Annotated in this window: 19 protein-coding genes; 10 read left to right on the top strand and 9 right to left on the bottom strand. The window is 70.8% G+C overall.

What is annotated here, in order from left to right:
• Positions 1-29: 29 nt before the first annotated feature.
• A complete protein-coding gene (locus K7C20_RS31455) occupies positions 30-779 on the top strand; it encodes a MerR family transcriptional regulator (protein WP_222892694.1) in 750 nt (249 codons plus the stop codon).
• Between the two features lie 158 nt (positions 780-937).
• On the opposite strand, the gene K7C20_RS31450 is transcribed toward K7C20_RS31455, so the two are convergent.
• From K7C20_RS31450 to K7C20_RS31440, 3 genes are all read right to left on the bottom strand, one after another.
• A complete protein-coding gene (locus tag K7C20_RS31450) occupies positions 938-1,711 on the bottom strand; it encodes a hypothetical protein (RefSeq protein ID WP_030085615.1) in 774 nt (257 codons plus the stop codon).
• A 794-nt stretch (positions 1,712-2,505) separates the two neighbouring features.
• Positions 2,506-4,587, bottom strand: coding sequence for a restriction endonuclease (locus K7C20_RS31445; RefSeq protein WP_107083401.1), 2,082 nt, complete (start codon positions 4,585-4,587; stop codon positions 2,506-2,508).
• A 323-nt stretch (positions 4,588-4,910) separates the two neighbouring features.
• Positions 4,911-5,252, bottom strand: a complete 342-nt coding sequence (locus K7C20_RS31440; RefSeq protein WP_030085621.1) for a DUF1330 domain-containing protein — start codon at positions 5,250-5,252, stop codon at positions 4,911-4,913.
• 176 nt (positions 5,253-5,428) lie between these two features.
• On the opposite strand from K7C20_RS31440, the gene K7C20_RS31435 reads away from it, so the two are divergent.
• The gene (locus K7C20_RS31435) at positions 5,429-6,127 is read left to right on the top strand and encodes a helix-turn-helix transcriptional regulator (RefSeq protein ID WP_030085623.1); all 699 of its coding nucleotides are present in this window, start codon (positions 5,429-5,431) and stop codon (positions 6,125-6,127) included.
• Between the two features lie 60 nt (positions 6,128-6,187).
• Here K7C20_RS31435 and K7C20_RS31430 read toward each other — a convergent pair whose 3' ends face one another.
• Positions 6,188-6,571 (bottom strand): VOC family protein, encoded by a 384-nt coding sequence (locus K7C20_RS31430; RefSeq protein ID WP_053209277.1) that lies wholly within the window; start codon positions 6,569-6,571, stop codon positions 6,188-6,190.
• 187 nt (positions 6,572-6,758) lie between these two features.
• On the opposite strand from K7C20_RS31430, the gene K7C20_RS31425 reads away from it, so the two are divergent.
• Together K7C20_RS31425 and K7C20_RS31420 are read left to right on the top strand one after the other, a co-directional pair.
• Positions 6,759-8,876: an alpha-galactosidase gene (locus tag K7C20_RS31425; protein ID WP_030085627.1), complete on the top strand. Its 2,118-nt coding sequence runs from the start codon at positions 6,759-6,761 to the stop codon at positions 8,874-8,876.
• Between the two features lie 36 nt (positions 8,877-8,912).
• Positions 8,913-9,476 (top strand): MDR/zinc-dependent alcohol dehydrogenase-like family protein, encoded by a 564-nt coding sequence (locus K7C20_RS31420; RefSeq protein WP_209443928.1) that lies wholly within the window; start codon positions 8,913-8,915, stop codon positions 9,474-9,476.
• Here K7C20_RS31420 and K7C20_RS31415 read toward each other — a convergent pair.
• Entirely contained in the window at positions 9,398-10,543 is a 1,146-nt protein-coding gene (locus K7C20_RS31415; RefSeq protein ID WP_053209303.1) for a glycoside hydrolase family 88 protein, read from the bottom strand. The two genes, K7C20_RS31420 and K7C20_RS31415, sit on opposite strands and share 79 nt — an antisense overlap.
• Before the next feature lie 719 nt (positions 10,544-11,262).
• On the opposite strand from K7C20_RS31415, the gene K7C20_RS31410 reads away from it, so the two are divergent.
• Positions 11,263-12,105 (top strand): nitroreductase/quinone reductase family protein, encoded by an 843-nt coding sequence (locus K7C20_RS31410; RefSeq protein ID WP_053209276.1) that lies wholly within the window; start codon positions 11,263-11,265, stop codon positions 12,103-12,105.
• Positions 12,106-12,135: 30 nt separating this feature from the next.
• Here K7C20_RS31410 and K7C20_RS31405 read toward each other — a convergent pair whose 3' ends face one another.
• Entirely contained in the window at positions 12,136-13,695 is a 1,560-nt protein-coding gene (locus K7C20_RS31405) for an AMP-binding protein (RefSeq protein WP_053209275.1), read from the bottom strand.
• A gap of 305 nt (positions 13,696-14,000) precedes the next feature.
• Between K7C20_RS31405 and K7C20_RS31400 the strand changes: the two genes are divergently transcribed.
• Both K7C20_RS31400 and K7C20_RS31395 read left to right on the top strand, forming a co-directional pair.
• Entirely contained in the window at positions 14,001-15,830 is a 1,830-nt protein-coding gene (locus tag K7C20_RS31400) for an alpha-L-fucosidase (protein ID WP_053209274.1), read from the top strand.
• A gap of 211 nt (positions 15,831-16,041) precedes the next feature.
• Positions 16,042-16,617 carry a TIGR03086 family metal-binding protein gene (locus K7C20_RS31395; protein WP_030085641.1) on the top strand — a complete coding sequence of 192 codons (576 nt, stop codon included), beginning with the start codon at positions 16,042-16,044 and terminating at the stop codon, positions 16,615-16,617.
• Between the two features lie 54 nt (positions 16,618-16,671).
• Here the strand turns inward: K7C20_RS31395 and K7C20_RS31390 are convergent, their stop codons facing one another.
• Entirely contained in the window at positions 16,672-16,842 is a 171-nt protein-coding gene (locus K7C20_RS31390; RefSeq protein WP_160328718.1) for a hypothetical protein, read from the bottom strand.
• 393 nt (positions 16,843-17,235) lie between these two features.
• Here K7C20_RS31390 and K7C20_RS31385 point away from each other — a divergent pair, with 393 nt between their 5' ends.
• Positions 17,236-18,660 carry a lipase maturation factor family protein gene (locus K7C20_RS31385; protein ID WP_030085643.1) on the top strand — a complete coding sequence of 475 codons (1,425 nt, stop codon included), beginning with the start codon at positions 17,236-17,238 and terminating at the stop codon, positions 18,658-18,660.
• Here K7C20_RS31385 and K7C20_RS31380 read toward each other — a convergent pair.
• Complete coding sequence (locus tag K7C20_RS31380; RefSeq protein ID WP_053209273.1) at positions 18,554-19,642, bottom strand: tetratricopeptide repeat protein; 1,089 nt, start codon at positions 19,640-19,642, stop codon at positions 18,554-18,556. The two genes, K7C20_RS31385 and K7C20_RS31380, sit on opposite strands and share 107 nt — an antisense overlap.
• Before the next feature lie 307 nt (positions 19,643-19,949).
• On the opposite strand from K7C20_RS31380, the gene K7C20_RS31375 reads away from it, so the two are divergent.
• Entirely contained in the window at positions 19,950-21,155 is a 1,206-nt protein-coding gene (locus K7C20_RS31375; protein WP_030085647.1) for a lactonase family protein, read from the top strand.
• Between the two features lie 87 nt (positions 21,156-21,242).
• Entirely contained in the window at positions 21,243-22,772 is a 1,530-nt protein-coding gene (locus tag K7C20_RS31370; RefSeq protein WP_245171183.1) for an amino acid permease, read from the top strand.
• Positions 22,773-22,790: 18 nt separating this feature from the next.
• Here K7C20_RS31370 and K7C20_RS31365 read toward each other — a convergent pair whose 3' ends face one another.
• On the bottom strand, positions 22,791-23,651 hold the full coding sequence (locus tag K7C20_RS31365; RefSeq protein ID WP_078953203.1) for a MurR/RpiR family transcriptional regulator: 861 nt from the start codon (positions 23,649-23,651) through the stop codon (positions 22,791-22,793).
• Positions 23,652-23,744: the final 93 nt, after the last annotated feature.

Genomic DNA, 23,744 nt, shown 5'->3' with positions numbered 1-23,744 from the left:
ACCACGTCGTACGAAGACTGAGGAGGACGGTGCTCACGATCGGGCAGCTCGCGGCAACCGCCGGCGTGACCGTGCGCACCGTCCGCCATTACCACCACGTCGGCCTGTTGCCCGAGCCCGAGCGCGATGCCTCCGGCTACCGCCGCTACAGCGCGCAAGCGGCGGTGGATCTCATCCGGATCAGGACCCTCGCCGATGCCGGGGTGCCACTGGCCCGTATCGACGCGCTGCTGCATGCACAGCCGGCCGAATTCGCCGCGGCCGTCACCGGCATCGACGCCGCATTGCAGCGCAAGATCGACCAGCTCACCGAATACCGCCGCAGGATCACCGACCTGGCCGGCGGCGAAAGTCTTGTCCTGCCCCCCGACGTGGTCGCCATCCTGAACCGGATGCGCAGTCTCGGGGTCAGCGAACGGAGGGTACGACTCGAGCGCGACGCGTGGATCCTGATGCAGGCACTGGACCCGCACGTCATGCCGCAGCGGATACGGGAGAAGAACGCCGGCCTCGACGACCCCGAGACGATGCGCCTGTATCTCGCCTGTGATCAATCAGTCGACTGGGATCCGCACGATCCCCGCCTGGACCGGCTCATCGACGACCTGGACGCATGGGAGATCCAACACGAACGAGACAACAACCGGGCCGGGCACCTGAAGCTGGTCTCTTCCCGGATCTCCGAGGCCTCACCGGCATGGCAACGCATCGTCGATGCACTCGCCCACCGCGCCAAGCAGCGCCGACCCGCCGGGCACGACAACGCCCCTCCTCCATAAGATCCGCCGGCGCATTGCCGGAACTGGGCCCTTGGCCTCCCGGCCCCGCGGAGTGACAATCGAGCCCGAGAGGGGCGGCAGGTCACTCGTCGCCCAAGGGCCCCATGGAGTCCCGGTGCGCGTCATGCTGCCCTCTTCGCCGCCCCGGCATGCTCGCTTCAGATCAAGATCGGTGACGGTACGGCGAGGTGCCGGAAGTAGACGTTGTCGGTCGCTCCCGACCAGACGGTGTCGTCCAGGAGGCCGATGCTGATGTGGGTGTCACGGGCGCCGTGCCAACTCAGATGGGCGAAGACCACGCACTCGACTTCGTCGTCCGCATCCGGAACGGCGACCTTTCCCCAGGTTCTGACCGGTACGCCGTCCGTTGCGGAGGAGAAGTCGTAGGCATAGACGTGCTTTCTGTCGTTGGCCGCCTCTTCGTAGTCGGAAGCCAGATAGAGATTTCTCCCGCCGTTGCCGAATGTGCCGCCCTGGATGGCGTACACCTTGCTCGGAAGCGGGATCTCCTTCTTGAGGATTCCGGTGTCCCGGTCGTACCCCCAGATGCGGTCGACTTCCTTGTCGATGTCCGTGTGCTCCGGATTTCCGAAGACTGAGCTGTAGACCAGCCCGTCACGGGGATTGAACGCCATCCACGGGAATTTCCACCGCTGGGGTGCGTGGGAGCCCGGTGTGCGTCCGGAAATCGGAACCATCCCTGCCGTGCTCAGGCCGGTGGTCACCTTCCAGATCAGTTCCGGTTCGTCGCCCTCGACCGGAACGTAGATCTGGCGCCGCTGGGGGTCGTATGTGGGCGCCCCTATGTGACCGCTGCCGGAAGGCGCGGACAGGCTCGCATACGTGGTCCGGAAGTCCAGGGACAGCTTGTGGAGGCGCTGGTTGTCCTCGGCGTTGGACACGATGTACCAGTACGCGCCGTCCGTGCACATGCCCTGGAACTGATCGGTCCAACCGGCCTCATGACTGCTGGATTTCGCGTGCGCCCATTCCGATATCCTCGGATTGGACGGCACATTCCCTACCGGAGCCGCAGCGGCGGTTCGCTCCATGCCGCCCAGTGCGGAAACCGCCAGGGCGCCTGCGCCGGCCTTACCGGCTGCCTTCAGTATGTCGCGGCGATTCCATGACATCTTTTCCCATCCCCTCTTTGTCTCCTCTTAGCCCGCCCGCTGTCGTGAGGGCGGGCTCGATTCCCATCGCCGTGGTGGCGCGGCCCAGCGTAGGCAGGTCAACGGTTTCCGCCGTCGGCATGACGCTCCCCGTGCCGGCGGTCATGGACGGCCGCCGTACACGAGGGAAAGCGCGCGGCGGCTTCCATGGGCGCAACGTGGGCGCCGTGCGCGGGAGAGTATTCGCCCGGCGAATTCCGGACCGCGGGTGGTGGCGCCGCGGATCTGCCCACCGCTCCCGACCTGGATGGATTCCGGGAATTGAGCGTTTACTTGTACCTGGCTGAGCCGGGCCCGTCACCGGGAGGAGGGAGCGCACGGTGCCCGACGCCCCTCAGTCCGCTCCCCCAGCGCATGCGTCGCGAACGGCCCCGGGCGCAGACCGGATCGTGGGCGCAGCCGCCAGGACACCGGGCCCTGGAATTGAGTAGCCGATACCTCAAGCGGCCAGGGTTACGGGGAGTGGCGCGGGTGCCCATGATCCGGTCTGGGGTGTGGGTGGCCGTGGCCCCGGCCCCGGCCCCCGGCCTCGCCCCCGGCCTGGTCCCCGCCCCTCAGGCGACCTCGATGCCGTACTCCTGCACCAGCGCCTCCAGGCCGTCGGGGAAGCCCTTGCCGCCGATCACGAAGTCCCAGTCGCCGCCCGCGCGTTGACGGAACGAGCCGAGCACCAGCGCGGTCTCGCCCCGCCGCCCGTCCGAGACCTCCAGCTGACCCAGCTCCTCCCCCGACGCGTCCAGCAGCCGGATGCGGGCATCGGTGAAACCGGAGAGATCGGCGTCGGGGTTGACCTGGGGGTCGATCGCCGCGACGAGGATCAGCCGGTCGGCGTCCGGCGGCAGCGCCTCGAACCGCACCTGCATCGCGGCCCGGTCGGGCGCGAAGCCGGGCAGCATCCGGACCGAACCGTCGGGGTTGCGCGGGTTGTTGTAGAAGACGAAGTGATCGTCGCTGAGCACGCTGGTCCCCTTGCACACCAGGGCACAGACATCGAGGGCGACCTCGCCGGACCAGTTCATACCGAGGATGTTGTGGTCCGGCGCTTCCTCGGTGGTGGCGGGGGCGGACGGGGCGTCGTCCGGGCCGAGCCGTCCGCGCAGCCCGTAGCGGCCGAGCAGATCGACGAGTTCGGGGCCGGCGATGAGGCTGAGCGGCTTGCCGTTGGCGAAGGTGTGGGCGCCGGGGCCGAACCGGGAGGTGGTCACCAGCACCCCCTTGTTGGCGCCTTCCGCCTGGACCGTGCCGTAGAGGTCGCGGACGGCGGTCGGCGGGACGGTGTTGCGGTAGCGCTTGACCTGCACAATGATCTTGCCGCCGCGGATCGGGTCGGGGTCGAGAGCGTCGACATCGACCCCGCCGTCGCCGGAGCGCTGGGTGGTCACGGCCTGCATGCCCATGGCACGGAACAGCTCGGCGATCAGATTCTCGAAGGCGATCGGATCCATCTCGTACAGGTCCGGCTCGCTGTCCGTACCGTGCGAGACGACCCCGCCGCCGACATCGGCCGGAAGGCGCCCCGGGCGTACGGCGGTCCGCTGGTCGGGGCGGGCGGCGAGCTGTCCGCGCAGCCCGTCGGTCAGACACTCCACCGCGCTGACCTGTTCGAGATGGAAGGTGTCGAAGGCGCTGCGGGGCGCCATGACGGTGGCGAGGTACACCTGGGCCGGGCGGCCGGTCACGGGGTCCACGTCGTCCACGAATCCGTTCAGCGCCACCGAATCCAGCGTGCCGAAGGCATCGGCGGCGAAGAGATCACGCAGCACCAGCAGCACGCTCTGGGCCAGCACTTCGCGGTAGAGCGCCCGGCGCTGCGCGGCCGGCCGGGCGGTCTCCTTCTCCTGGTCGGCGGTGGGCATGTAGCGGACGGACTTGGTCTCCGGGACGATGTCGTAGCCCGGGAGTTCCCAGTCCAGGACGAGTTGGCGGGCCATGGGGTCGTAGGCGGCCGCGATCTGCCGGGGGAAGCCCTCCGGCCAGGCCGTGGAGGAGTACAGCGCGGCGGAGAAGTACTCGACGGCCGCGTCCGCGTCGCCGCCGCGCAGGCCGGAGAGCAACTCCTCGATACCGGAGTTGTGCTGCCGGATCCCGGCCAGGGTGCCCGCGGCCCACTGGTCGTACTGCTGCCGGTAGGCGCCGAGTTGGGCCTGCCGTCGGCTCTCCGCCGCCTGCGCGGTGTACCAGTCCTGTTCGTAGCGTGCGCGGGCCTCTTCCTGGGCACGGTCGCGGCGGGCGCCGAGGTGCCAGCCGCCCGTCGGCGCCTCATAGCGGGCCGGGTCGGGCATCGGTACCGGGGTGGCGAGGGCGCCGGGCGCGAACTGCTCGATCTGCTCGGAGCGCAGCAGCGCGGCGGCGGAGAACGCGGGGGCGCGGCAGCCGTCGGCGAGGAGACCGGTCAGTGCGGCGACGCGGGCGTCCAGTTCCTCGGTGCGGCGGCGGGCGTCCGCCTCGCGTTGCTGCCGGTAGGCCGCCTGCCGCTCGCGGTGCATCCGCGCCATGGCGCGTTCGGCGTCCCGTGCCTGCCGTTCCTGGTCGCGCTGCTGTTGTGCTCGCGCGCGGCGCTGGGCTTCCTGCTGGCGCTGCTGCTGACGCTGCGCCTCGGCCCAGACGGCCATTAATCCATGGGAACGGCGGCTCATATCGCTGTGTGTCCTCCCCCGGGGCGGCTGCCCCCCAAACCCTGTGGAAGCGGCTTCACCTGCGCTGTTGGTGAGACTTTAGCGGGGGAGCAAGAGGCCGGTCACGGTCGGGGGCGAAGATTCCGCCCCCTTCGTTCGGTGCGCGCCGGCGTCCGTTCCGCAAGGGTTCCTGGCGTTGTGCGGCCACCACTGCGGACCTGTCGTGCACGTCATCCGGCCACGGATACGGACCGGGGACCGGCAGCCTCGCACATCCTCCGGCCACGGCTGCGCGCCCGCGCGCCTGGCGTCAGCCGGCCACCGCTGCCGACCCGCCCCGGGCATCAGCCGGCCGCCGCCCGCAGCTTCGCCGCCGTCACGGCCGGGTCGTAGCCGTCGGGAACCCCCGGCACCAGGACCACGTCGGCGTCGATGTGCCGGGTGCGCAGCGGGAGGATCTCCTTGTAGGCGGGCGAGTCATACCAGTCGCGGGCCCGCGCCAGGTCGGGGAAGGCAATGACGACAACGAATCCGGGCCAGGTGCCTTCTCTGACCTCCACCTCGGAGCCGTGCACGAGGAAGTGGCCGCCGAACGGGTCCAGGGTCGGCTGGATCTTCTCGATGTACGCGAAGACCTCCGGGTGCGGGGCGGCGGGGCGGAGGTGAGCGATGGCGTATGCGGTCATGGGAATGCCTCTCCGGACGGGCGGCTGGTGCGTCGGCGTCCACGTTTCCAGCCGTCGCGGCACGGGTCGATTACCCCTGGAGTAAGGCGGCACCGGGGCGGGGCGGCGGCGACCAGGTGACCCAACGGGCGGTCGCCGGCCGTCTCTTGTCATACCCGGCTTGTAGGTTTGTGCGGGTGAACCGTACGGATCGTCTCTATGCCCTGGTCGAGGAACTGCGCGCCGTCGCGCCTCGCCCGCGAAGCGCGCGCTGGCTGGCCGGTCATTTCGAGGTGAGCGTGCGCACGGTCGAACGGGACATCAACGCGCTCCAGCAGTCAGGAGTGCCGATCTATGCCGAGCCCGGCCGCACGGGCGGCTACTGCCTCGACAAGGCGCGCACGCTGCCGCCGGTCAACCTGACGCCGGGCGAGGCCGTCGCGATGGCGGTGGCGCTACGGCAGCTGGAGGGCACGCCGTTCCGGGGGCCCGCGGGCTCGGCGCTGCGCAAGCTGGTCGCGGCGATGCAGGGCGACGATGCCGCCGCGGCCCGCGCCCTGGCCGGGCGCATCCACCTGCTCGGCGACGCGGGCACCATGCCGTCGGTGCCCCGTTTGGTGGCCGACGCGCTGTCCAGCCCCCGTGTCCTGCGCATCGGTTACGGCGACCGCGAGGGGGCCGCCACGATGCGCGAGATCGAACCACTCGGCTACGTCGGCACGGCGACCCACTGGTATCTGGTGGCCTGGTGCCGGCTGCGCGACGCCCTGCGCGCCTTCCGCACCGACCGGATCGCCTCGGTCACGATCACTGCCGAGGTGCCCCCGCCACGCTCACTGCGCGGCGAGGACCTCGACATCCCGTACGGGATCGTCCGTCAACTCACCTTGAGCTGACGGCGCCCCCCGGCCGACCGGAACGGCCCGCCGAGGGGCGCCGGCCGGCGGCACCAGGGCTCAGGGTTGCGCGAAAGGCGGCTTGAACACCGCGAAGTGGTTGCCGGCCGGGTCGAGCAGGTGCGCGAAGGTCACCCCGGCCGGGTTGGACGCCGGCGCGCGCAGAACCTTTCCGCCCGCGGCCTCGGCCCGTCGGCACGCAGCCTCGACGTCCTCGACGAGCAGGGTGAAGACCGCGTAATTGGGCGTCTTTCCCTTTGTCGCGAAGAGCCCACCGTGCAGTCCCTGCGCGTCACCCGTCGTGAAGATCTGGTACGCCGGGTCCGTGCTCTTCGTGTCGTCGTGCGAGACCGTCCAGCCGAACACGTCACCGTAGAACCGCTCCGCGGCCGCCGGGTCGTCGGTGCCGATCTCGAACCAGCCGATGCCATTGAATCCAGGCATGTCATCCCTCTCGTCGCGCCAGGGGGGTCCCGGCTCGTCCTACCTTCGAGGGCGGCGGCGACAACCCCCTGTCGGTGTTTCCGCCAACTCCACCGGCCGGCGCGAAGCATGGCGTCTCCGGGCACGATCCGCAGAGAGCCCCTCACGCACGTCACGCACGTCACGCCCGTCACGAAGGGATCCCGCCATGGACGACCTCCTGCACTTCCGGGCCGCCGGCACCAGCCTGGTGCTGGATCTGTCCGGTTCCGGTCTGCCGCGCATCGTGCACTGGGGCGCCGACCTCGGCGCGCTCGCGCCCGGCCGTCTGGCCGGGCTGCGCGCCGCCGATGTCGCGCAGACCGTCTCCAATGCGCTGGATGTGCCGGTGCCGTTGAGCGTGCTGCCGCAGCAGTCCGCGGGCTGGCCCGGCACCCCGGGACTCAGCGGGCACCGGGAAAGCTCGGCCGCCCCACCCGCGTTCACGGTGCGCACCAGGTCCGTACGGGAGGACAGCCGCCGGCTGATCGTCGAGGCTGCGGACGCGGACGGCGGTCTGGCACTGACGCTGGAGACCGGGCTGACCGATGCGGGGCTGGTGCGGCTGCGCGCCGCCGTCACCAACACCGGCGACGACCCCTACCACCTCACCGAGCTGACCCCCGCCCTGCCGGTGCCCGCGCAGGCCACCGAGCTTCTCGATCTCACCGGCCGCCATCTACGGGAACGCAGCCCCCAGCGGCATGCGTTCACCCTCGGCACCCATCTGCGGGAGAGCCGGCGCGGACGCACCGGCAGCGATGCGACGCTGCTTCAGACCGCCGGGGAGGCGGGCTTCGGCTTCCGGTCCGGCGAGGTGTGGGGGCTGCATGTGGCGTGGAGCGGCAACCACCGCTCGCTCGCCGAGCGCACCCCGGCCGGGCAGGCCGTCCTCGCCGGCGGCGAACTGCTGCTGCCCGGCGAGATCCGGCTGGCCCCCGGCGACACTTACCGCTCCCCCTGGATCTACGGCTCCTACGGACGCCACGGCCTGGACGAACTGGCCGGCCGCTTCCACCGCGAGCTGCGGGCCCGTGACGGACACCCCGCCTCCCCGCGGCCGGTCACCGTCAACACTTGGGAGGCCATCTACTTCGACCAGGACCTGGCCGGACTGACCCGGCTGGCGCACGCGGCGGCCGAGGTCGGAGCGGAGCGGTTCGTGCTGGACGACGGGTGGTTCCGGGGGCGGCGGGACGACCGTGCCGGGCTCGGTGACTGGTATGTGGACGCCGAGGTCTGGCCGGACGGGCTGCATCCGCTGATCGACACCGTGCACGGGCTGGGGCTCCAGTTCGGGCTGTGGGTCGAGCCGGAGATGATCAACCCGGACTCCGATCTGGCCCGTGCGCACCCGGACTGGATCCTGGCCGCCTCCCCGTCGCGGCTGCCGCCGCCCTCGCGCCATCAGCAAGTCCTCGACCTTACGCGTCCCGAGGCGTATGCGTACCTCCTCCAGCGGCTGGACACCTTGCTGTGCGAGCACCGCATCGACTACCTCAAGTGGGACCACAACCGCGACCTCGTGGACGCGGCCGCGCACCTCCAGTCGACGGCCGCCTACCGCCTGATGGACGAACTGCGGGCGCGGCACCCGCAGTTGGAGATCGAGTCCTGCGCGTCCGGCGGCGCCCGGGTGGATCTGGGGGTGCTGGAGCGCACCGACCGGGTGTGGACCAGTGACTGCATCGATGCGCTGGAGCGGCAGCGGATCCAGCGCTGGACGGGCCTGCTGCTGCCGCCGGAGCTGCTCGGCGCGCACGTGGGAGCGCCGGTCGCGCATACGACGGGACGCCTGCACACGCTGGATTTCCGGGCGGGGACCGCGCTGTTCTGCCACTTCGGGATCGAGTGGGATCTGACGACGGCCGACGCGGCGGAACGGGCCCGGCTGGCCGAGTGGGTGGCGCTGTACCGGGCACTGCGGCCGCTGCTGCACAGCGGGACGGTGGTGCACGGCGACCATCCCGATCCGGCGCTGTGGGTGCATGGCGTGGTGGCCGGGGACGGCGGGCGGGCGGTGTTCGCGCTGGTGCAGCGGGCGACGAGCGTGCAGTCGCCGGCCGGACGGGTGCGACTGCCGGGGCTGGATCCGGACGCCGATCACCACCTGTCGCCGCTGGCGCCGGGTGACCGCCCGGAGGGGCCGTTCACCTCGGCGCTGCCCTGGTGGGAGAAGGGCGTGACGCTTCCGGGGCGGGTGCTGTCCGAGGTGGGGGTCCAGGCGCCGACGCTGTTCCCGGAGCGGCTGGTGTTGCTGGAGGCCGTACGGAGGGAGAGGAGGTGAGAGAGGCGCGCGGCCCCGCCGAGGCGCAAAAATCACATGACTTCCGTGAAGTTCACGTGGGGCACCATCGGCATCACCGTCGATGGTGCCTGCGCCGAGTACGTCAAGGTGCCGGCGCGCAACTGCTACCGGCTGCCGGAGACCGTCACGCTCGCCCATGCCCCGCTGATAGAGCCGCTGTCGACCATCGTGCGCGGCTTCGACCTCGTCGCCCCCAAGCTCGGCGACCACTTCCTGATCTATGGCGCGGGCACCATGCGCCCGCTCTACCTCCAGGTCGCCCAACGGGCCGGTGCCGCCTCCGTCTCCGTCGTCGATCTGAACGAGGACCGGCTGGCCGTGGCCCGCAAGCTCGGTGCCGATGCGCGCGTACGCCACGGCGCTGGCCACCTTCCAGCAGGGCTCCGGTCGCAAGCTTCAGATCGTCCCGAACGGGCCGCTCACCCGAATCTGACCTCGACGGGGGCAGCCGCCGCGGCCCGTGGGCCGGGCCCGGCGGGGACGGCCCGCCGGGCGGCGGGTCAGCCGTCACCCAGCGCCACCACCTCCGTGCCCGCCAGCAGAAAGGCGCCGACACCGAAGTCGGCGGTGGAGTCGTAGGTGACCGGCTGACTGGACTCCGGCCGGTCGCCGACGTTCTGCACATGGCCGAGGAAGCCGTCGGGGTGCACGGCGGTGTCCACCATCGCGTTCCACGCCCGTGCCACGACCGGGCGATAGCGGTCGCGCGGGACGAGCCCGGCGCGCTGCGCATACGCCGTCCCGTAGGTGAAGAAGGCGGTGCCGCTGGTCTCCGGACCGGGCAGATGCCCGGGATCGGCGAGGTTCACATTCCAGAACCCGTCGGACCGCTGGACGGCCCGGAGCGCGGCCAGTTCCCTGACCAGGGTGGCGCGGTAGGCGCGGACCGGGGCGAAGGTGTCGGGCAGGACGGCGAGCACCTTGGCGTGGGCGGCGGCCACCCAGCCGTTGCCGCGGGACCACAGGACGGGTCTGCCGTTGGGGGACGAGATGCCGCCGGGCAGGAACCGCTTGTCGCGGTACCACAGGCCGCTGCCGGGGTCGTGGAGGCCGGGGCCGCCCTCGGCGCTCTTGGTGTGGGTGTAGAGCGCGTGCATCGCGTCCCAGTAGGCGGGGTCCGCGCGCAGCGCGCCGAGCCGGGCGAACGGCGGCATCGCCATGTGCAGCGCGTCGTCCCACCACCAGTCGTCGTGCCGCTCGGCCGAGGTGTCGACCATACGGCGCAGGGAGTCCTCAATGGCGGCGATCTTGGCCGGATCCGGTGCGGTGTCCAGCGCATGGAGATCGAGGTAGGCCTGACCCGCGCAGTGGTCGTCGGCATGACGGGTGGTGACACCGTTGTGCAGCCCGTACGCATGGCGCTCCGCCCAGCCGCGCGCGTAGGCGAGGTAGCGGGGCTCACGGGTGAGGCGGTGCAGGGCCAGCAGGCCGCTGAAGAAGGTGGCACGGGCCCACTGGTTGTCACCGGGGTCGGCGTGCGCGCCGATCCAGTGGTCGGCGACCCGGCGCAGTACGGCGACGGTCTCGGCGCGGGCCGGCAGCCGGTCGGCGGGGCGGCGGCCCGGCGCGGCGGCGGCCGGGCGGGCGGACAGTGCGGCGCCGGCCGTCAGCGCGGCACCGGTGGCGAGGAATTGCCGACGTTCCATGAACACACCCCTCAGCAACGGAAGTTCAGGCATGCGGGCTCACTGCCGTCAGGCCCCGCTTGTTACGGACACCGGGTCACTCGCGTCCGGGCATTCGCGTCCGGTCCTTCACATACGGTATTCATGTATGCGAACAACGTTCTTTCATGTGATGCGCAGCGAGGACATGGTGGCAGCCAACTCCCGGATGCGGAAGGGGGGTTCGGGCGACCCGTACGGCTCGCGACCGGCAACGCACCGGAGCGGCTCGTCCCGAGCGGGGGATCCGCCCGTCCGGACCGTGGTTTCCGGCAGTCGGCCCGGAAGCAGAGCGGACGAAATATCCGTCCGGCGTTGCCTCGATGCCTTTATGGCATTACCTTTGACGCCGTGACTACCGGGTCGGCCATGTGCCATGAGCGAGTGAGTTTCCCGGTCACCACGTGACCGCGAGGCGGGCGAACAGAGGCCCGCCCCTCCTCTCCTCCACTGTTTGCGCGTTCCGCGCATTTCGCCTGCTGAGCGATTTCGCCTGCACGCGCACCGCGCTTGCGGGAATCTTCCGCCCGCGCGCGCCCTTTCGCTTCCCTCTCCCCGCACCACGGTCGCGTTCCTGTCGACCGCGGTCAATGCGCCCTGCCCACCGAGCGGTTCTTCGCTCGTCGACCGGGCTTTGCCGCCATGCCCGCGTACATCCGTGGGCCCCGCTGCCTTCACCCATCCTGGAGAAAACACCGAATATGCCGATCGATTTCAACCGACAGATCATCGAGGAGTTCCGTGCCAACGGCGGATGCGTCGGCGGCCCCTTCGAGGGCGGCCGCCTGCTTCTGCTGACCACCGTCGGCGCACGCTCGGGCGCCCCGCACACCACCCCGCTCGGCTACCTTCCCGACGGCGGCGGGCGCGTCCTGGTCATCGCCTCGGCCGGGGGCGCACCGAAGCACCCGGCCTGGTTCCACAATCTGGTCGCCCACCCCCGGGTCACGGTCGAGGCCGGTGTCTTCACCTACGAGGCGCAGGCGATTGTCCTGGAGGGCGCCGAACGCGACCGTGCTTTCGCCCGCGCGGCCGAGACCGATCCCGGGTGGTCGGAATACCAGGCAAAAACGGAGCGCATTCTTCCGGTGGTGGCCCTGGAGGAAATCCCCGCCGGTCCGCCGAATATCAAGGCCGACTCGCCGGGCGCCGCGCTCAAGGCCGTGCACGACGGATTCCGGCGGGAACTCGCCCTCATCCGCAAGGAAATAGCAGAATCGGGCCCCGGTCTCGGCGTCCAGCTCCGGGTGAATTGCCTGGCCCTCTGCCAGGGGCTGCACAACCACCACACCGGTGAGGACGCCGGAATGTTTCCGATGCTCGGGCGGCATCACCCCGAACTCACGCCGGCGCTGGAGCGGATGCAGCAGGAACACGAGAAACTCGCAGTCCTCCTCGACGCACTGCAACAGGCCGTCTCCGCCGAGGGCGCGGACCCCCGGACGGTGCTCGCCGAGGTCGAGCGCCTCACGGAGGAGGTGGAGAGGCATCTGGCCTACGAGGAGGAGCAGTTGATTCCGGTCTTCGACGGTCCGGCCTGCTGAACCGAGGCGGCCGCGGGCGGGGTACGGCGTTCAGATCGCACCGTCGTGCCCCGCCCAGTACGGGTCCCGCAGCCGCCGTTTGAAGAGCTTTCCCGACTCGTCGCGCGGCAGCAGCTCCTCGAAGACCACGGCCCGGGGGACCTTGTACCCGGCGAGCCGCTCACGGACATGGGCGCGTACCGCCTCGGCACTGAGCAGCACACCGGATTCGGTCTCCAGATGGGCGGCGAGGACCTCACCGAACTCCTCGTCGGGGATACCGAAGACGGCCACGTCCCGGACCCCGTCGAGGGCGAGCAGACAGCCCTCGATCTCCGCGGGGTAGATGTTGACGCCCCCGGAGATGACCATGTCGTTCCGGCGGTCGCTGAGGTAGAGATAGCCCTCCGCGTCGAGATGGCCGATGTCTCCGATGGTGACGTAGCCGGGCAGGCCCGGCGCTTCCATGGCGGCGCGCCGGTCCGGGTCGCCCAGGTAGGTGAACCGGGGCCAGCCGTCGCCGGGTTTCAGGTAGATGTCACCGGTGGCGCCGGCCGGCAGCGGCGTTCCGCCGGGGCCGAGGACCGCGACCCCGCAGGTTCCGGTGGCCCGTCCGACGGTGCCGGGGTGGGCCAGCCACTCCGCGCTGTCGCACCACGTCACGGCGCCGGTCTCGCTGCCGCCGTAGTACTCCCGCAGTACCGGCCCCAGCCAGTCGATCACGGCGTGTTTGATGTGCGGCGGACAGGGCGCCGCGGCGTGCACCACGGAGGTGAGCGAGGACAGGTCGTAGCGCTCGCGGACGTCCTTGGGCAGTCGCAGCAGCCGGACGAACATCGTGGGCACGACCTGCACCTGCTCGATGCGGTGGTGTGCGATCAGCCGCAGGAACTCCTCGGCGTCGAAGCGCGGCATGAGCGTGACGTCCAGCCCGGCCGCGAGGGCGAGGACGGCGTGCTGGCTGGGCGAGGCGTGGTAGAGCGGGGCGGGGATGAGCGTACGGCCGCCGGGGGCGACGGCGAAGTGCTCCAGGAACAGCCGCACGCCTTCTTCGAGCTGGTCCGGGGAGACGGGCTCGCGCAGAACTCCCTTGGGACGCCCGGTGGTTCCGGAGCTGTAGATGACGGTGGGCGGGCGTTCGCCGGCGGCCTGCCCCAGCGGTTCGTAGCCTTCCAGCCACCGGTCGAGCAGCGGGAGTGCCCCGGTGGGCGGTGGTGCGGTGAACCCGCAGGCGGCCGCGACACCGGCGGGAACGGCCGCCTCGACGATCCGTACGCCGTCGGGGAGCACGGCGGTCACCGCGTCCAGCAGGTCGGTGTGCGCAAAGACGACCTTGCTGCCGCTGTCGGTGAGCACATGCCGTAGGTCGTCATGCCGGAAGTGCCAGTTGACGGGCACCGCAGAGGCGCCCAGCAGGGCGGCCCCGGCGGTGATCTCCAGATGGGCGGGCTCGTTGCGCAGCACCACCGCGATCCGGTCGCCCGGCTCGACCCCCGCCTCCTGGAGCCCGGTGGCGATCCGTGCCGCACGGTCGAGGAAGGACGGGTAGTCGCGTTCATGGCCCGCGCAGCGGATCGCCGGGGCACCGGCGACGGATGGAACGGCTTCCATGGTGCCTCCAGTGAGTGGCGACCTGCTCATTGAACCGGCAAGTCCGGCGGTTTTCCAGGGTGCTGACTGCGCGTCACGATCCCGGGGCCGTCGGCCGTGCCTATCTCGGCCACCAGGTCCCCACACCTACTTAGGTCCGAGGTCTCATGGCCCACCACTTGCCAACACCCCCAACTTCCGCCCACTTTGCGCAAGGTGCTCCGATGTTTGTCGCGTCCGGGGTCTTCCGGTCCCGGTGCCGGCGCTGCACCATGCGGGATGGCACAGGAGGCACGTACGTGACCAACTGACCCGAGGAGCGAGCGATGCACAGCCGCACAAGACCGTTCCGGCTGCTGGGACTCATGGGGGTGCTGGGCGCCCTGCTGCTGACCGTCGGCGCCCCCGGGGCCGCCGCGCAGCCCCCGCCGCGGCCCGCCGCCGGCCCCGGCACCAACCACGCGACCGACGATCCCTTCACCTCGTCGCGCACCTCCTGGTGGCGCCAGGACCGCTTCGGGATGTTCCTCCACTTCGGCGCGTACTCGAACCTGGAGGGCGAGTACACCCGGCCCGACGGCACGGTGTGCCGCAACGCGGAGTGGATCAAGCGCGAGTGCCGGATCCCGGACGAGGAGTACGAGAAGCAGGCCGCCACCTTCAACCCGTCCGCCTTCGACGCCGAGGCGATCGTCCGGGCCGCCAAGGACGCCGGTCAGCGCTACCTCGTCATCACGTCCAAGCACCACGACGGCTATGCGATGTGGCCGACGAAGCAGAACACCTGGAACCTGCGCGACCACTCCGCCTTCGACCCGCACCGCGACATCCTCGCCGAGCTGAAGCAGGCCGCCGACGCCGCCGGGATCAAACTCGGCTTCTACTACTCGATCTGGGACTGGCACGATCCGGACTTCGCCGGTCCGGCGACCTTCCCGCGCTACAAGAAGCGGATGTACGCCCAGCTCAAGGAGCTGGTCGAGCACTACGACCCGGCGCTCTTGTGGTTCGACGGCGAATGGGACGCGGACAACCCCACCAACCGCTGGTCACGCCGGGACGGCGCCGACCTCCAGGCGTACCTGCACGGCCTGAACCCCGACCTGATCGTCAACAACCGGGTCGGCAAACGCGAGGTGGTCGACGGCGACTTCGGCACGCCGGAGCAGGAGATCCCCACGAAGCCGGTCGACGGGCAGCTGTGGGAGAGCTGTATGACGCTCAATGACCACTGGGGCTTCGCCAAGTACGACACCAACTGGAAGCCGACGGCGACCGTGGTGCGCCATCTGCTGGATGTGGCGAGCCGCGGCGGCAACTATCTGCTCAACGTAGGCCCCGACAAGCTCGGGCGCATCCCGCAGCCGTCCGTCGACCGGCTGCGCGAGACCGGCCGGTGGCTGGGCGCGCACGGTCAGGGCGACGCGGTCCACGGGGCCGGGCACACCGGGCTGGCGGCGGACCCGTCCTGGGGCGCGGTCTCCCGCCGGGGCAACGAGCTGTATGCCTCCGTCACCTCCTGGCCGGCTGCCGGAGCATCCCTGCACCTCACCGCCAAGGGGCGGTTCGAGATCACCGCGGCCCGGGTGCTCGGCAGTTCCCAGCAGGTGAAGGTCACCCCGGCCGGTGACGGTTTCGACCTCACCCCGTCCGGTGCGGCCACCGGTCCGCTCGCCGGCGTCATCCGGCTCACCATCAAGCCGCCTGCCGCGGCGCCCGCCGGCACCGGCAAGGGGCTGACGGCGCAGAGCTGGACGAACGACTCCTTCACCGGCCCGCCCGCGGTGACCACCGTCGATCCGACGGTGAACAAGTCCTACCGCTTCGACGGATCGCCGGATCCGTCAATCCCCGCCGATCACTTCAGCACCCGCTGGACCGGCAGCATCCAGCCGCGCTTCGACGAGACCTACACCTTCACCACGGTCTCCGACGACACCGTGCGGCTGTGGATCGACGGCAGACCGGTGATCGACAGCACCACCCCGCACGGACCGAAGGCCGACAAGGGCACCGTCCCCCTGAAGGCCGGTCACCGGCACAGCATCCGGATCGACTACACGGAGCAGACCGGTGAGGCCCATATGAAGCTGCTGTGGTCCAGCCCGAGTCAGCCCCAGCAGATCGTGCCGCAACGTCAGCTCTACGCCGACTGACCCGGCCGTCCTGGCCGTCCTGGCCGTCCTGGCCGTCCTGGCCGTCCTGGCCGTCCTGGCCGTCCGCGGCTGTACGCGCGGTACCGACCGGCGGGTGGGGAGAGCCCGCCCCCGGTTGGGCCGTTCGGTTCAGGCCGAGCCCCCGGGACCGTCGGGTGAGCGCCGTGCGCCGGGGCGCCGTTGTCAGTGCCCGCTCCTATTCTCGGGGAGCATGAACCACGACGAGATCCTGCGGACCCACGGCGAGGCCCTGGCGCTCTTCGGAACGCGGGTGCATGCCGTCCGCGACGACCAGTGGGACCACCCGACGCCGTGTACGGAATGGTCGGTGCGCGATCTGGTGAACCACCTCACCGCCGAACAACTGTGGGTGCCCCGCCTGGTGCGCGACGGCGCGACGATCGCGGACGTCGGTACGGAGTATGACGGCGATGTGCTCGGGGAGGATCCCGCGGCGGCCTGGGACCGCGCGGCGGTGGCCGCCGTCGCGGCGTTCTCCGAGTGCGGTGCGCTGAACCACACGGTCCAGCTGTCGTACGGCTCCGGTCCGGCCGACGCGTACTGCACCCAGATGATGGCCGATGCGGTGGTGCATGCCTGGGATCTGTCCCGTGCGATCGGCGCCGATGAGCGGCTGCCCGGCCCTCTGGCGCGGGCGGGGCTGCGTGAAGTGGAGCCGTATGCCTCCGGGCTCAACACCTCCGGGCTGTTCGCCGCTGCGGTGGAGCCGCCGGCGGGCGCCGACGAGCTCACCCGGCTGCTGTGTCTGCTCGGGCGCCGGCCCTGACCGTGGAAGGATGAGGCCCACGGGTCAGGGACGGCGCCCGAGCGATCCGTCGATTCAGTCGATGCCGCGGAAGATATTCGGTTCGGCGGGATCCTCGTCGCAGCCCGCGAGGCGCACGGGAGCGCAGCGGTCCCAGGCTTCCAGATTGCGGACTTCCTTGATCCGACCGGGCCGCTCGCCCTGCTTCAAACGGGGCTGCTTGTGTTGAGCCTTGTGCAATGCCACCACGCACTCCTTCTTCAGAGGTATTGGTTCCGACGCGGTGGCGCCTTGTTCACAAACCGGGAGGTCAGCCAAGGTTTGTGGCGTTCCCGCGACGGGCCAATGGTGTTGGCGTCTCCCAGAAAGGTCGTCCGTCGCCCCTCAGCGTAACGACGCCGCACTCCGCGCGCTCGACGTTTTTCCGTTGACAAAGGCGCGCCATCGGAAGGTGCGGATACGGCGCCCAAGGGCGGCGGGGAAAAGCGGTGGAATATGTGATGCACATCACTCACTCCAATGGCCCTCAGGTTGCTGCATTCGCCCCGATCCCTACGCTGGAGAGTGAGCGGGGGATCCGCCCTCCGTCGCCGCGCGCCATGCGGCAGGGCGAGCGGCGGCAGTGCTACCCATGGGCGGGTGGCATGGTTCTCGGATTCCGGATACTGGCTGGGGCGGCTGGTCTTCCAGCGCATGCTGGCCGTTCTCTATGTGCTCGCGTTCATCGCGGCGGCCCGGCAGTTCCGGGCGCTCATCGGGGCGCGCGGCATGCTGCCGGTGCCGGACTTCCTGGCGCGGGTGACGTTCCGTGCCGCGCCCTCGGTCTTTCACTGGCACTACTCGGACCGCTTCTTCGCCCTGTGGTCGTGGTGCGGGGCGCTGCTGGCCGCGGCCGTGGCGGCGGGGGCGGCGGATGCCGTGCCGCTGTGGGCGGCGATGCTGCTGTGGGCCGTGCTGTGGGCGATGTACCTGTCCATCGTGAATGTCGGGCAGACCTGGTACAGCTTCGGCTGGGAGTCGCTGCTGCTGGAGGCGGGCTCGCTCGCGGTGTTCCTGGGCAATGCCGGGATCGCTCCCCCGGTGCCGGTCATGTGGCTGCTGCGCTGGGTGCTGTTCCGGGTGGAGTTCGGGGCCGGGCTGATCAAGATGCGCGGCGACCACTGCTGGCGGGATCTGACCTGTCTGTACTACCACCACGAGACCCAGCCGATGCCCGGCCCGTTGAGCTGGTTCTTCCACCACCTGCCTGGGCCCCTCCACCGGGTCGAGGTGGCCGCCAACCACGTCGCGCAACTCGCCGTCCCCGTACTGCTCTTCACCCCGCAGCCGATCGCCGGATGGGCCGCGGCCGCGATGGTCGTCACCCAGCTGTGGCTGGTGCTGTCCGGCAACTTCGCCTGGCTGAACTGGGTGACCATCGCGCTCGCCATGTCGGCCGCCGCCCCGCTGTGGGGGAAGCCGTCCGCGCCGCTTCCCCCGCCCCCCGTGTGGTTCGAGGTCCTGGCGCTCCTCGCCACGGCCGGGGTCCTCGTGCTCAGCTACCGTCCGGCGCGCAATCTGCTGACCCGGCGGCAGATGATGAACACCTCCTACGAGTCGCTGCATCTGGTCAATTCGTACGGCGCGTTCGGCAGCATCACGCGGGTCCGCCGGGAGATCGTCGTGGAGGGGACGGCGGACGCGGTGACCGGGCCGGACACCGTCTGGCTTCCGTACGAATTCCGCGGCAAGCCGGGCGAAGTACGACGACTGCCCCGCCAGTACGCGCCGTACCACCTGCGGCTGGACTGGCTGATGTGGTTCGCCGCCCTGTCCCCTGCCTATGCGCGGGCGTGGTTCGTGCCGTTCGTGGCGCGGCTGCTGGAGAACGACCGGGACACGCTGCGGCTGCTGCGCGGCAATCCGTTCCCCGATCTGCCGCCGGCCCGGATCAGGGCCCGGGTCTTCCGTTACCGCTTCACGACCTGGCGGGAACTGCGGGAGACCCGAGCGTGGTGGCATCGCACCGAGGAGCGGGAGTTTCTGGCGCCGATTGCGCGGTCAGCTCTGCACGGAAGGCGATGACCATGTCGCGGGCGTGGCGCAGCCCGATGCGCGCGAACTCCGCTTCCAGGGCGCCGAGTTCGGCCAGGGTCTCGTCCCGGTCGCGGCCGAGGCGGGCCCGGGACTTGGCGAGCCCGAGCCGGGAGAGCGCCACCCCGCGGGGCTCCTGCATCTCGCGGAACTCCCGCAGCGAGAGGGTGTACGTCTCGCGCGCCGACTCGTAACGGCCCGCCCGGTAGAACACGTTGCCGCGCATCTTGTGGTTGTACGCGAGCGCGCTCGCCAGGTCCATGGTGCGGCAGATGGCCTCCGCCTCGGACAGCAGGGCCAGCGCCCGGTCCGTCTGGCCCTGCACGGACAGGACGTCGGCGACGCCGCGCAGCGACCAGGCGCGCCCGCGGAAGTCGTCGGCCTCGTCGGCGATGCGGGCGGATTCCTCGAACAGCTCCAGGGCCTTGTCGTAGCCGCCGGTGTTGCGGTGCATCTGGGCTATCCCGGACATCGCCCAGACCATGTGCCGGGCCTCGCCGTGCGCCCGGCCCTGTGCCAGCAACTGCTCGTGGAGCTCGGCGACCGCGGCGTAGTCGCCCTGTATGCGGCCGGTCTCGGCGAGTCCGGCGAGCGAGTAGCCGTGGGCGAGGCGGTCGCCGCTGCCGTCGGCCAGCGCGACGGCATGGGTGAGCAGCCGGCGGGCGAGCGGCAGGGACCCGCACTGGCGGGCCAGGGTGCCGCCGCTCCACAGCGCCCAGGCCATGGCGCCCCGGTCACCGGCGTTGCGGGCACTGCGGTAGCTCTCCCGCCAGGCGTCGCCCGCCTCCGCCACCCGTCCGAGCCGCCGGTTGGCCTCGGCGACCGCGAGCGCGGCCCGGGACCGCTCCAGTGTCGTGCCGGCGTCGGCGTGTGCGCGGCTCGCCGTCGCCAGCACCTCCTCGTAGGAGGAGTTCACACCCAGTGCCGCACCCAACTCGCCCTGGTATTCCGGGGCGAATGCCTTGCCGTACATATATCCGTGGCCTCTCGATCATCTTCGTGCCTTGATCAAAAAACTACGAGCAATGAGGGGTGCGGCGAATCAGTCCGCGTATGGGTTGTGTTGTACGACTCGAGTGCTACGGAGGGGGGTGGTGGTCATCATGAGGATGTAGGGGGATGTCAGGGTCATCCCCTCGTTCCGGGTGGCGCCCTTGCGTGGGACGGCCCGCGATTCGGGTTGCCTCGCTTGCCGGAGCGGGCGGGACGGGCCACCCTGCTGGCACGACCACACGACCACCCGACCACGGACCACTGATCTCCGAGCACCGAGGTGTGGCATGAGCGCAGCACGCAGGGGAACGCAGGCCGGGCCAGGGATCGATCGCAGGCGGTTCCTCGGCACCGTCGCGGCGGGTCTGGCCGCGACGGGCGGGGTGGGGCTGCTGACGATGGGGGATTCGGCGCCCGCGCACGCCACCCGCCGTCCCTCGCGGCGCCCGTGCGGCGCCCGGCCGCTCTTCCTGGGGACCTACACCTCGGCAGCGGGCGGCGGGAGCGGTGTCGGACTCGGTACGTACGACACCGCGACCGGCCGGATCACCGCCACCGGGGTCGTGGCCGGGGTCGCCGACCCCTCCTATCTCGCACTGGCACCGTCCGGCCGTACCCTCTACGCGGTCGACGAGCAGCAACAGGGCGGGGTGACCGCGATGGCGCTGGCACCGGACGGCCCGCCCACGGTGCTGGGCACCCGGTCCACCGGCGGCGCCGGGCCCTGCCATCTGTCGGTGCATCCCAGCGGGCGCTGGCTGCTCACCGCCAACTACCTCTCCGGCAGCGTGGCCGTGCATCCGCTCGACCGCGCCACCGGCGCCCTGGGCGAGCGCACGGACCTGGTCACCCACTCCAGCCCGCCGCCCGGACCCGGCCAGGACGGGCCACATGCCCACCAGATCATCACCGCCCCGGACGGCCGGCATGTCCTGGCGGTCGACCTGGGCAATGACACCGTCTACACCTACCGGCTGGACGAGACGGCCGGGAAGCTCACCCAGGTGGCGTATGCCACGCTGCGGCCCGGCGCCGGACCCCGGCATCTGACGTTCCACCCCTCGGGCGCCTTCGCGTATCTGGCGAACGAGGTCGACAACACGGTCGTGGTCTGCCGCTACGACCGCCGGAGCGGGCGGCTGACGCCCGGTATGCCGCAGTCCACGGGCACCGGTCCGGGCATCAGCTATCCGGCGCAGATCCTGGTCACCCGGGGCGGCCGTTTCGCTTTTCTCGCCAATCGCGGTCACAACAGCCTCACCCGTTATGCCGTGGAGGCGGCGGGGGCACGGCTGCGGTTGCTGGACACTGTGCCGGTGGGCGGGGACTTCCCCCGGCAGATCGCCTTCTCACCGGATCAGCGCCGGCTGTTCGCGGCGAACCAGAAGTCGGGGTCGGTCACGGTGTTCTCGGTGGACGCCCGGACCGGGGCGCTGCGCAGTGCGGGCGCACCGTTCGCGGCTCCGGTCCCGGTGTGCGTCCTGCCGCTGTGAGCCCGGCGCACGGGCCGCCACAGCGCCCCGCCTGCTGAAACACTGCGGCAACAGCGCCGCATGGTTGGCCGGTTAGCGTCGCCTCCCATGAGCACGGGAACGGTACGGGACGACAGCACCGCAAGCGCCGGGACGCCGACGGCACCGGGCGGCCTTCAGCAGGGACTCGAACGCCGCCATATGCAGCTGATCGCGCTGGGCGGGGTGATCGGGGCCGGGCTGTTCGTCGGCAGCGGGGTGGTCGTACGGTCCACCGGCCCGGCCGCGGTGCTGTCGTTCCTGGCGGCCGGCGTGCTCACCGTACTGATCATGCGGATGCTGGCCGAGATGACCGTCGCCCGCCCGGCGCTGGGGTCGTTCTACGCCCATGTCCGCGAGACCCTGGGGCTGCGTGCGGGCTTCACGGTCGGCTGGCTGTACTGGTACTTCTTTGTGATCGTGGTCGCCGTCGAGGCGGTGGCCGGCGGCCGGATCGTGCAACTGTGGCTCCCCGGCGTCCCGTTGTGGGCGGTCAGCCTGGTCCTGATGGCGCTGCTGACGGCGACCAACATGGTCTCGGCCCGGTCCTACGGCGAGTTCGAGTACTGGTTCTCGTCGGTGAAGGTCCTGGCGATCGTGGTGTTTCTCCTGCTCGGCGCGCTGTACGTACTGGGCCTGTGGCCGGACGCCCCCGGCGGGCTGGACCAGCTGACCGCGCACGGCGGGTTCGCGCCCGAGGGCGTCGGCGCGGTGCTCGCCGCCGTCGTGCCCTGCATCGGGTTCTTCACCGGCGCGGAGATCGTGACGATCGCGGCCGCCGAGTCGGTCGAACCGGAGCGGGCGGTGGCGGACGCGATCCGCTCGATCGTGCTGCGGGTGGTGGCGTTCTATGTGCTGTCGATCTTCCTGGTCGTCACGGTGGTGCCCTGGACGTCGAAGGCGATCGAGGTGAGTCCGTACGCGGCGGTGCTGGACCGGCTTGCGGTGCCCGCGGCCGGCACGGTCATGAACGCCCTGGTGCTGATCGCCGTGCTGTCCTGCCTGAACTCCGCGCTCTACACGTCCTCCCGGATGCTGTTCGCGCTGACCCGTAACGGGGACGCGCCACGCGGATTCACCAAGGTCAGCGCGAGCGGGGTGCCGCGACGGGCCCTGCTGGCGGGGACCTCGGTCGGCTATCTGTCGGTGATCGCCGCCTGGATCTCGCCCGATGTCGTCTTCCAGTTCCTGATCAACTCCTATGGCGCCATCGCCCTGTTCGTCTATCTGGCGATCGCGGTCGCACAGGTACGGATGCGGCGGAAGCTGGAGCGTACGGAGCCGGAGCGGCTGACGCTGAAGATGTGGCTGTTCCCGTGGCTGAGCCGGCTGACCATCGCGCTGATGGTGGTGGTGATCGGGGCGATGGCGTTCCTGCCGGACAGCCGGTCGCAGTTCTGGCTGAGCCTGCTGACGGTGGCCGTGGTGCTGACGGGGTACGAGCTGCGCCGCAGGAACGGCCCGGCCGGCCCGCCACGGCCGCAGGACGCGGACACGGACGCGGACGCGGACACGGACACGGACACGGACGCGGAGAGGGAAGCAGATGCGGAGGAGGCGGAGCCCAGGAAGCGCACCGCCGCGTCATCGGACGCCTAGGGCCTGTCGTCGGCACACCTAGGAGGTCTCCGGCAGGTCGTGGTTGAGCTCGGCGGTCAGGGCGTCGAGGGTTTCCAGCCGTTGGGCGGAGTCCGCCATCAGTCCGGACGCCGCGACAAGGATCAGCTCGGTGACGGCCACCTCGTGGGTGAGCGGCGCGATCGGCCCGGCCGCTTCGCGGGGCAACCGGACGAGTACCTCGGCCTGGTCGGCCAGGGGTGACTCCCAGGCGTCGGTGACGAGGACCAACCGGGCGCCGCGCGAACGGGCTGCGCGCACGAATGTCGCGGTGCTGTACGCGTACCGGCGGAAGTCGTAGGCCACGATCAGATCCGTCGGGCTCAGATCGACCAGTACCCGGGCCCGGGCGGCAGCGGTATCCGGCACCCGGGCCACGCCCGGACGGAGGCCTGCCAGCTGCCGGACGAGGTAGTCGGCCGCCAGTTCACTCAGCGAACCGCCCACGCCCCACACTCGGCCGGCCTCGGCCAGGAGCCCCCCGATACGGGCGAGCAGCGGCTCGGTCGCCGCGGCCAGTGTGCTGTCCAGCCCGGCGCGCAGCTCCTCCGCGGCCCGATGGGTGACCGCCGGCTCTTCGCGCGGAGCCGTCGTCACGAACTCCCGTAGCCGCGACCGGTCGTGCTCGCGTGCGTGGTCCCGGACCGCGGCCTGGAAATCGGCGAAACCGTCCCAGCCCAGCCGGTGGAACAACCGGGAGGCCGTCGGCGGGCTGACCTGCGCGCGGTCCGCCAGGGCCCGCAGCGACCCCAGCGCGGCGAACGGATAGTCGTCCAGCAGCACCCGCACGATGGCCCGCTCGCCTCGCGGCAGCTCCGCGTACACCTCACCGAGCCGCGTCATCACTGGGTCCGTCGCCATAGTGCCGAATGTTACGCACCCCGGGCGAGGGCGTTCGAAGCGTTTCACCGGTCGCCCCCTCAGCACGAAGATGGATAACGAGAAGGTAACGAA

Origin of the sequence: Streptomyces decoyicus, from assembly GCF_019880305.1 — a bacterium.
In the GTDB taxonomy this organism is placed as follows: Bacteria; Actinomycetota; Actinomycetes; order Streptomycetales; family Streptomycetaceae; genus Streptomyces; species Streptomyces decoyicus.
Note: the sequence above shows the minus strand (reverse complement) of the source record. Positions and strands in the feature narration are given on the sequence as shown.

Coding starts and splice junctions, on each gene's coding strand:
- K7C20_RS31420 (WP_209443928.1), top strand. CDS start 8,913: ATGACTTCCGTGAAGTTCACGTGGGGCACCATCGGCATCACCGTCGAT.
- K7C20_RS31395 (WP_030085641.1), top strand. CDS start 16,042: ATGAACCACGACGAGATCCTGCGGACCCACGGCGAGGCCCTGGCGCTC.
- K7C20_RS31445 (WP_107083401.1), bottom strand. CDS start 4,587: ATGAGCCGCCGTTCCCATGGATTAATGGCCGTCTGGGCCGAGGCGCAG.
- K7C20_RS31400 (WP_053209274.1), top strand. CDS start 14,001: ATGCACAGCCGCACAAGACCGTTCCGGCTGCTGGGACTCATGGGGGTG.
- K7C20_RS31415 (WP_053209303.1), bottom strand. CDS start 10,543: ATGGAACGTCGGCAATTCCTCGCCACCGGTGCCGCGCTGACGGCCGGC.
- K7C20_RS31365 (WP_078953203.1), bottom strand. CDS start 23,651: ATGGCGACGGACCCAGTGATGACGCGGCTCGGTGAGGTGTACGCGGAG.
- K7C20_RS31440 (WP_030085621.1), bottom strand. CDS start 5,252: ATGACCGCATACGCCATCGCTCACCTCCGCCCCGCCGCCCCGCACCCG.
- K7C20_RS31370 (WP_245171183.1), top strand. CDS start 21,243: ATGAGCACGGGAACGGTACGGGACGACAGCACCGCAAGCGCCGGGACG.
- K7C20_RS31375 (WP_030085647.1), top strand. CDS start 19,950: ATGAGCGCAGCACGCAGGGGAACGCAGGCCGGGCCAGGGATCGATCGC.
- K7C20_RS31425 (WP_030085627.1), top strand. CDS start 6,759: ATGGACGACCTCCTGCACTTCCGGGCCGCCGGCACCAGCCTGGTGCTG.
- K7C20_RS31430 (WP_053209277.1), bottom strand. CDS start 6,571: ATGCCTGGATTCAATGGCATCGGCTGGTTCGAGATCGGCACCGACGAC.
- K7C20_RS31405 (WP_053209275.1), bottom strand. CDS start 13,695: ATGGAAGCCGTTCCATCCGTCGCCGGTGCCCCGGCGATCCGCTGCGCG.
- K7C20_RS31380 (WP_053209273.1), bottom strand. CDS start 19,642: ATGTACGGCAAGGCATTCGCCCCGGAATACCAGGGCGAGTTGGGTGCG.
- K7C20_RS31450 (WP_030085615.1), bottom strand. CDS start 1,711: ATGTGCACGGACGGCGCGTACTGGTACATCGTGTCCAACGCCGAGGAC.
- K7C20_RS31410 (WP_053209276.1), top strand. CDS start 11,263: ATGCCGATCGATTTCAACCGACAGATCATCGAGGAGTTCCGTGCCAAC.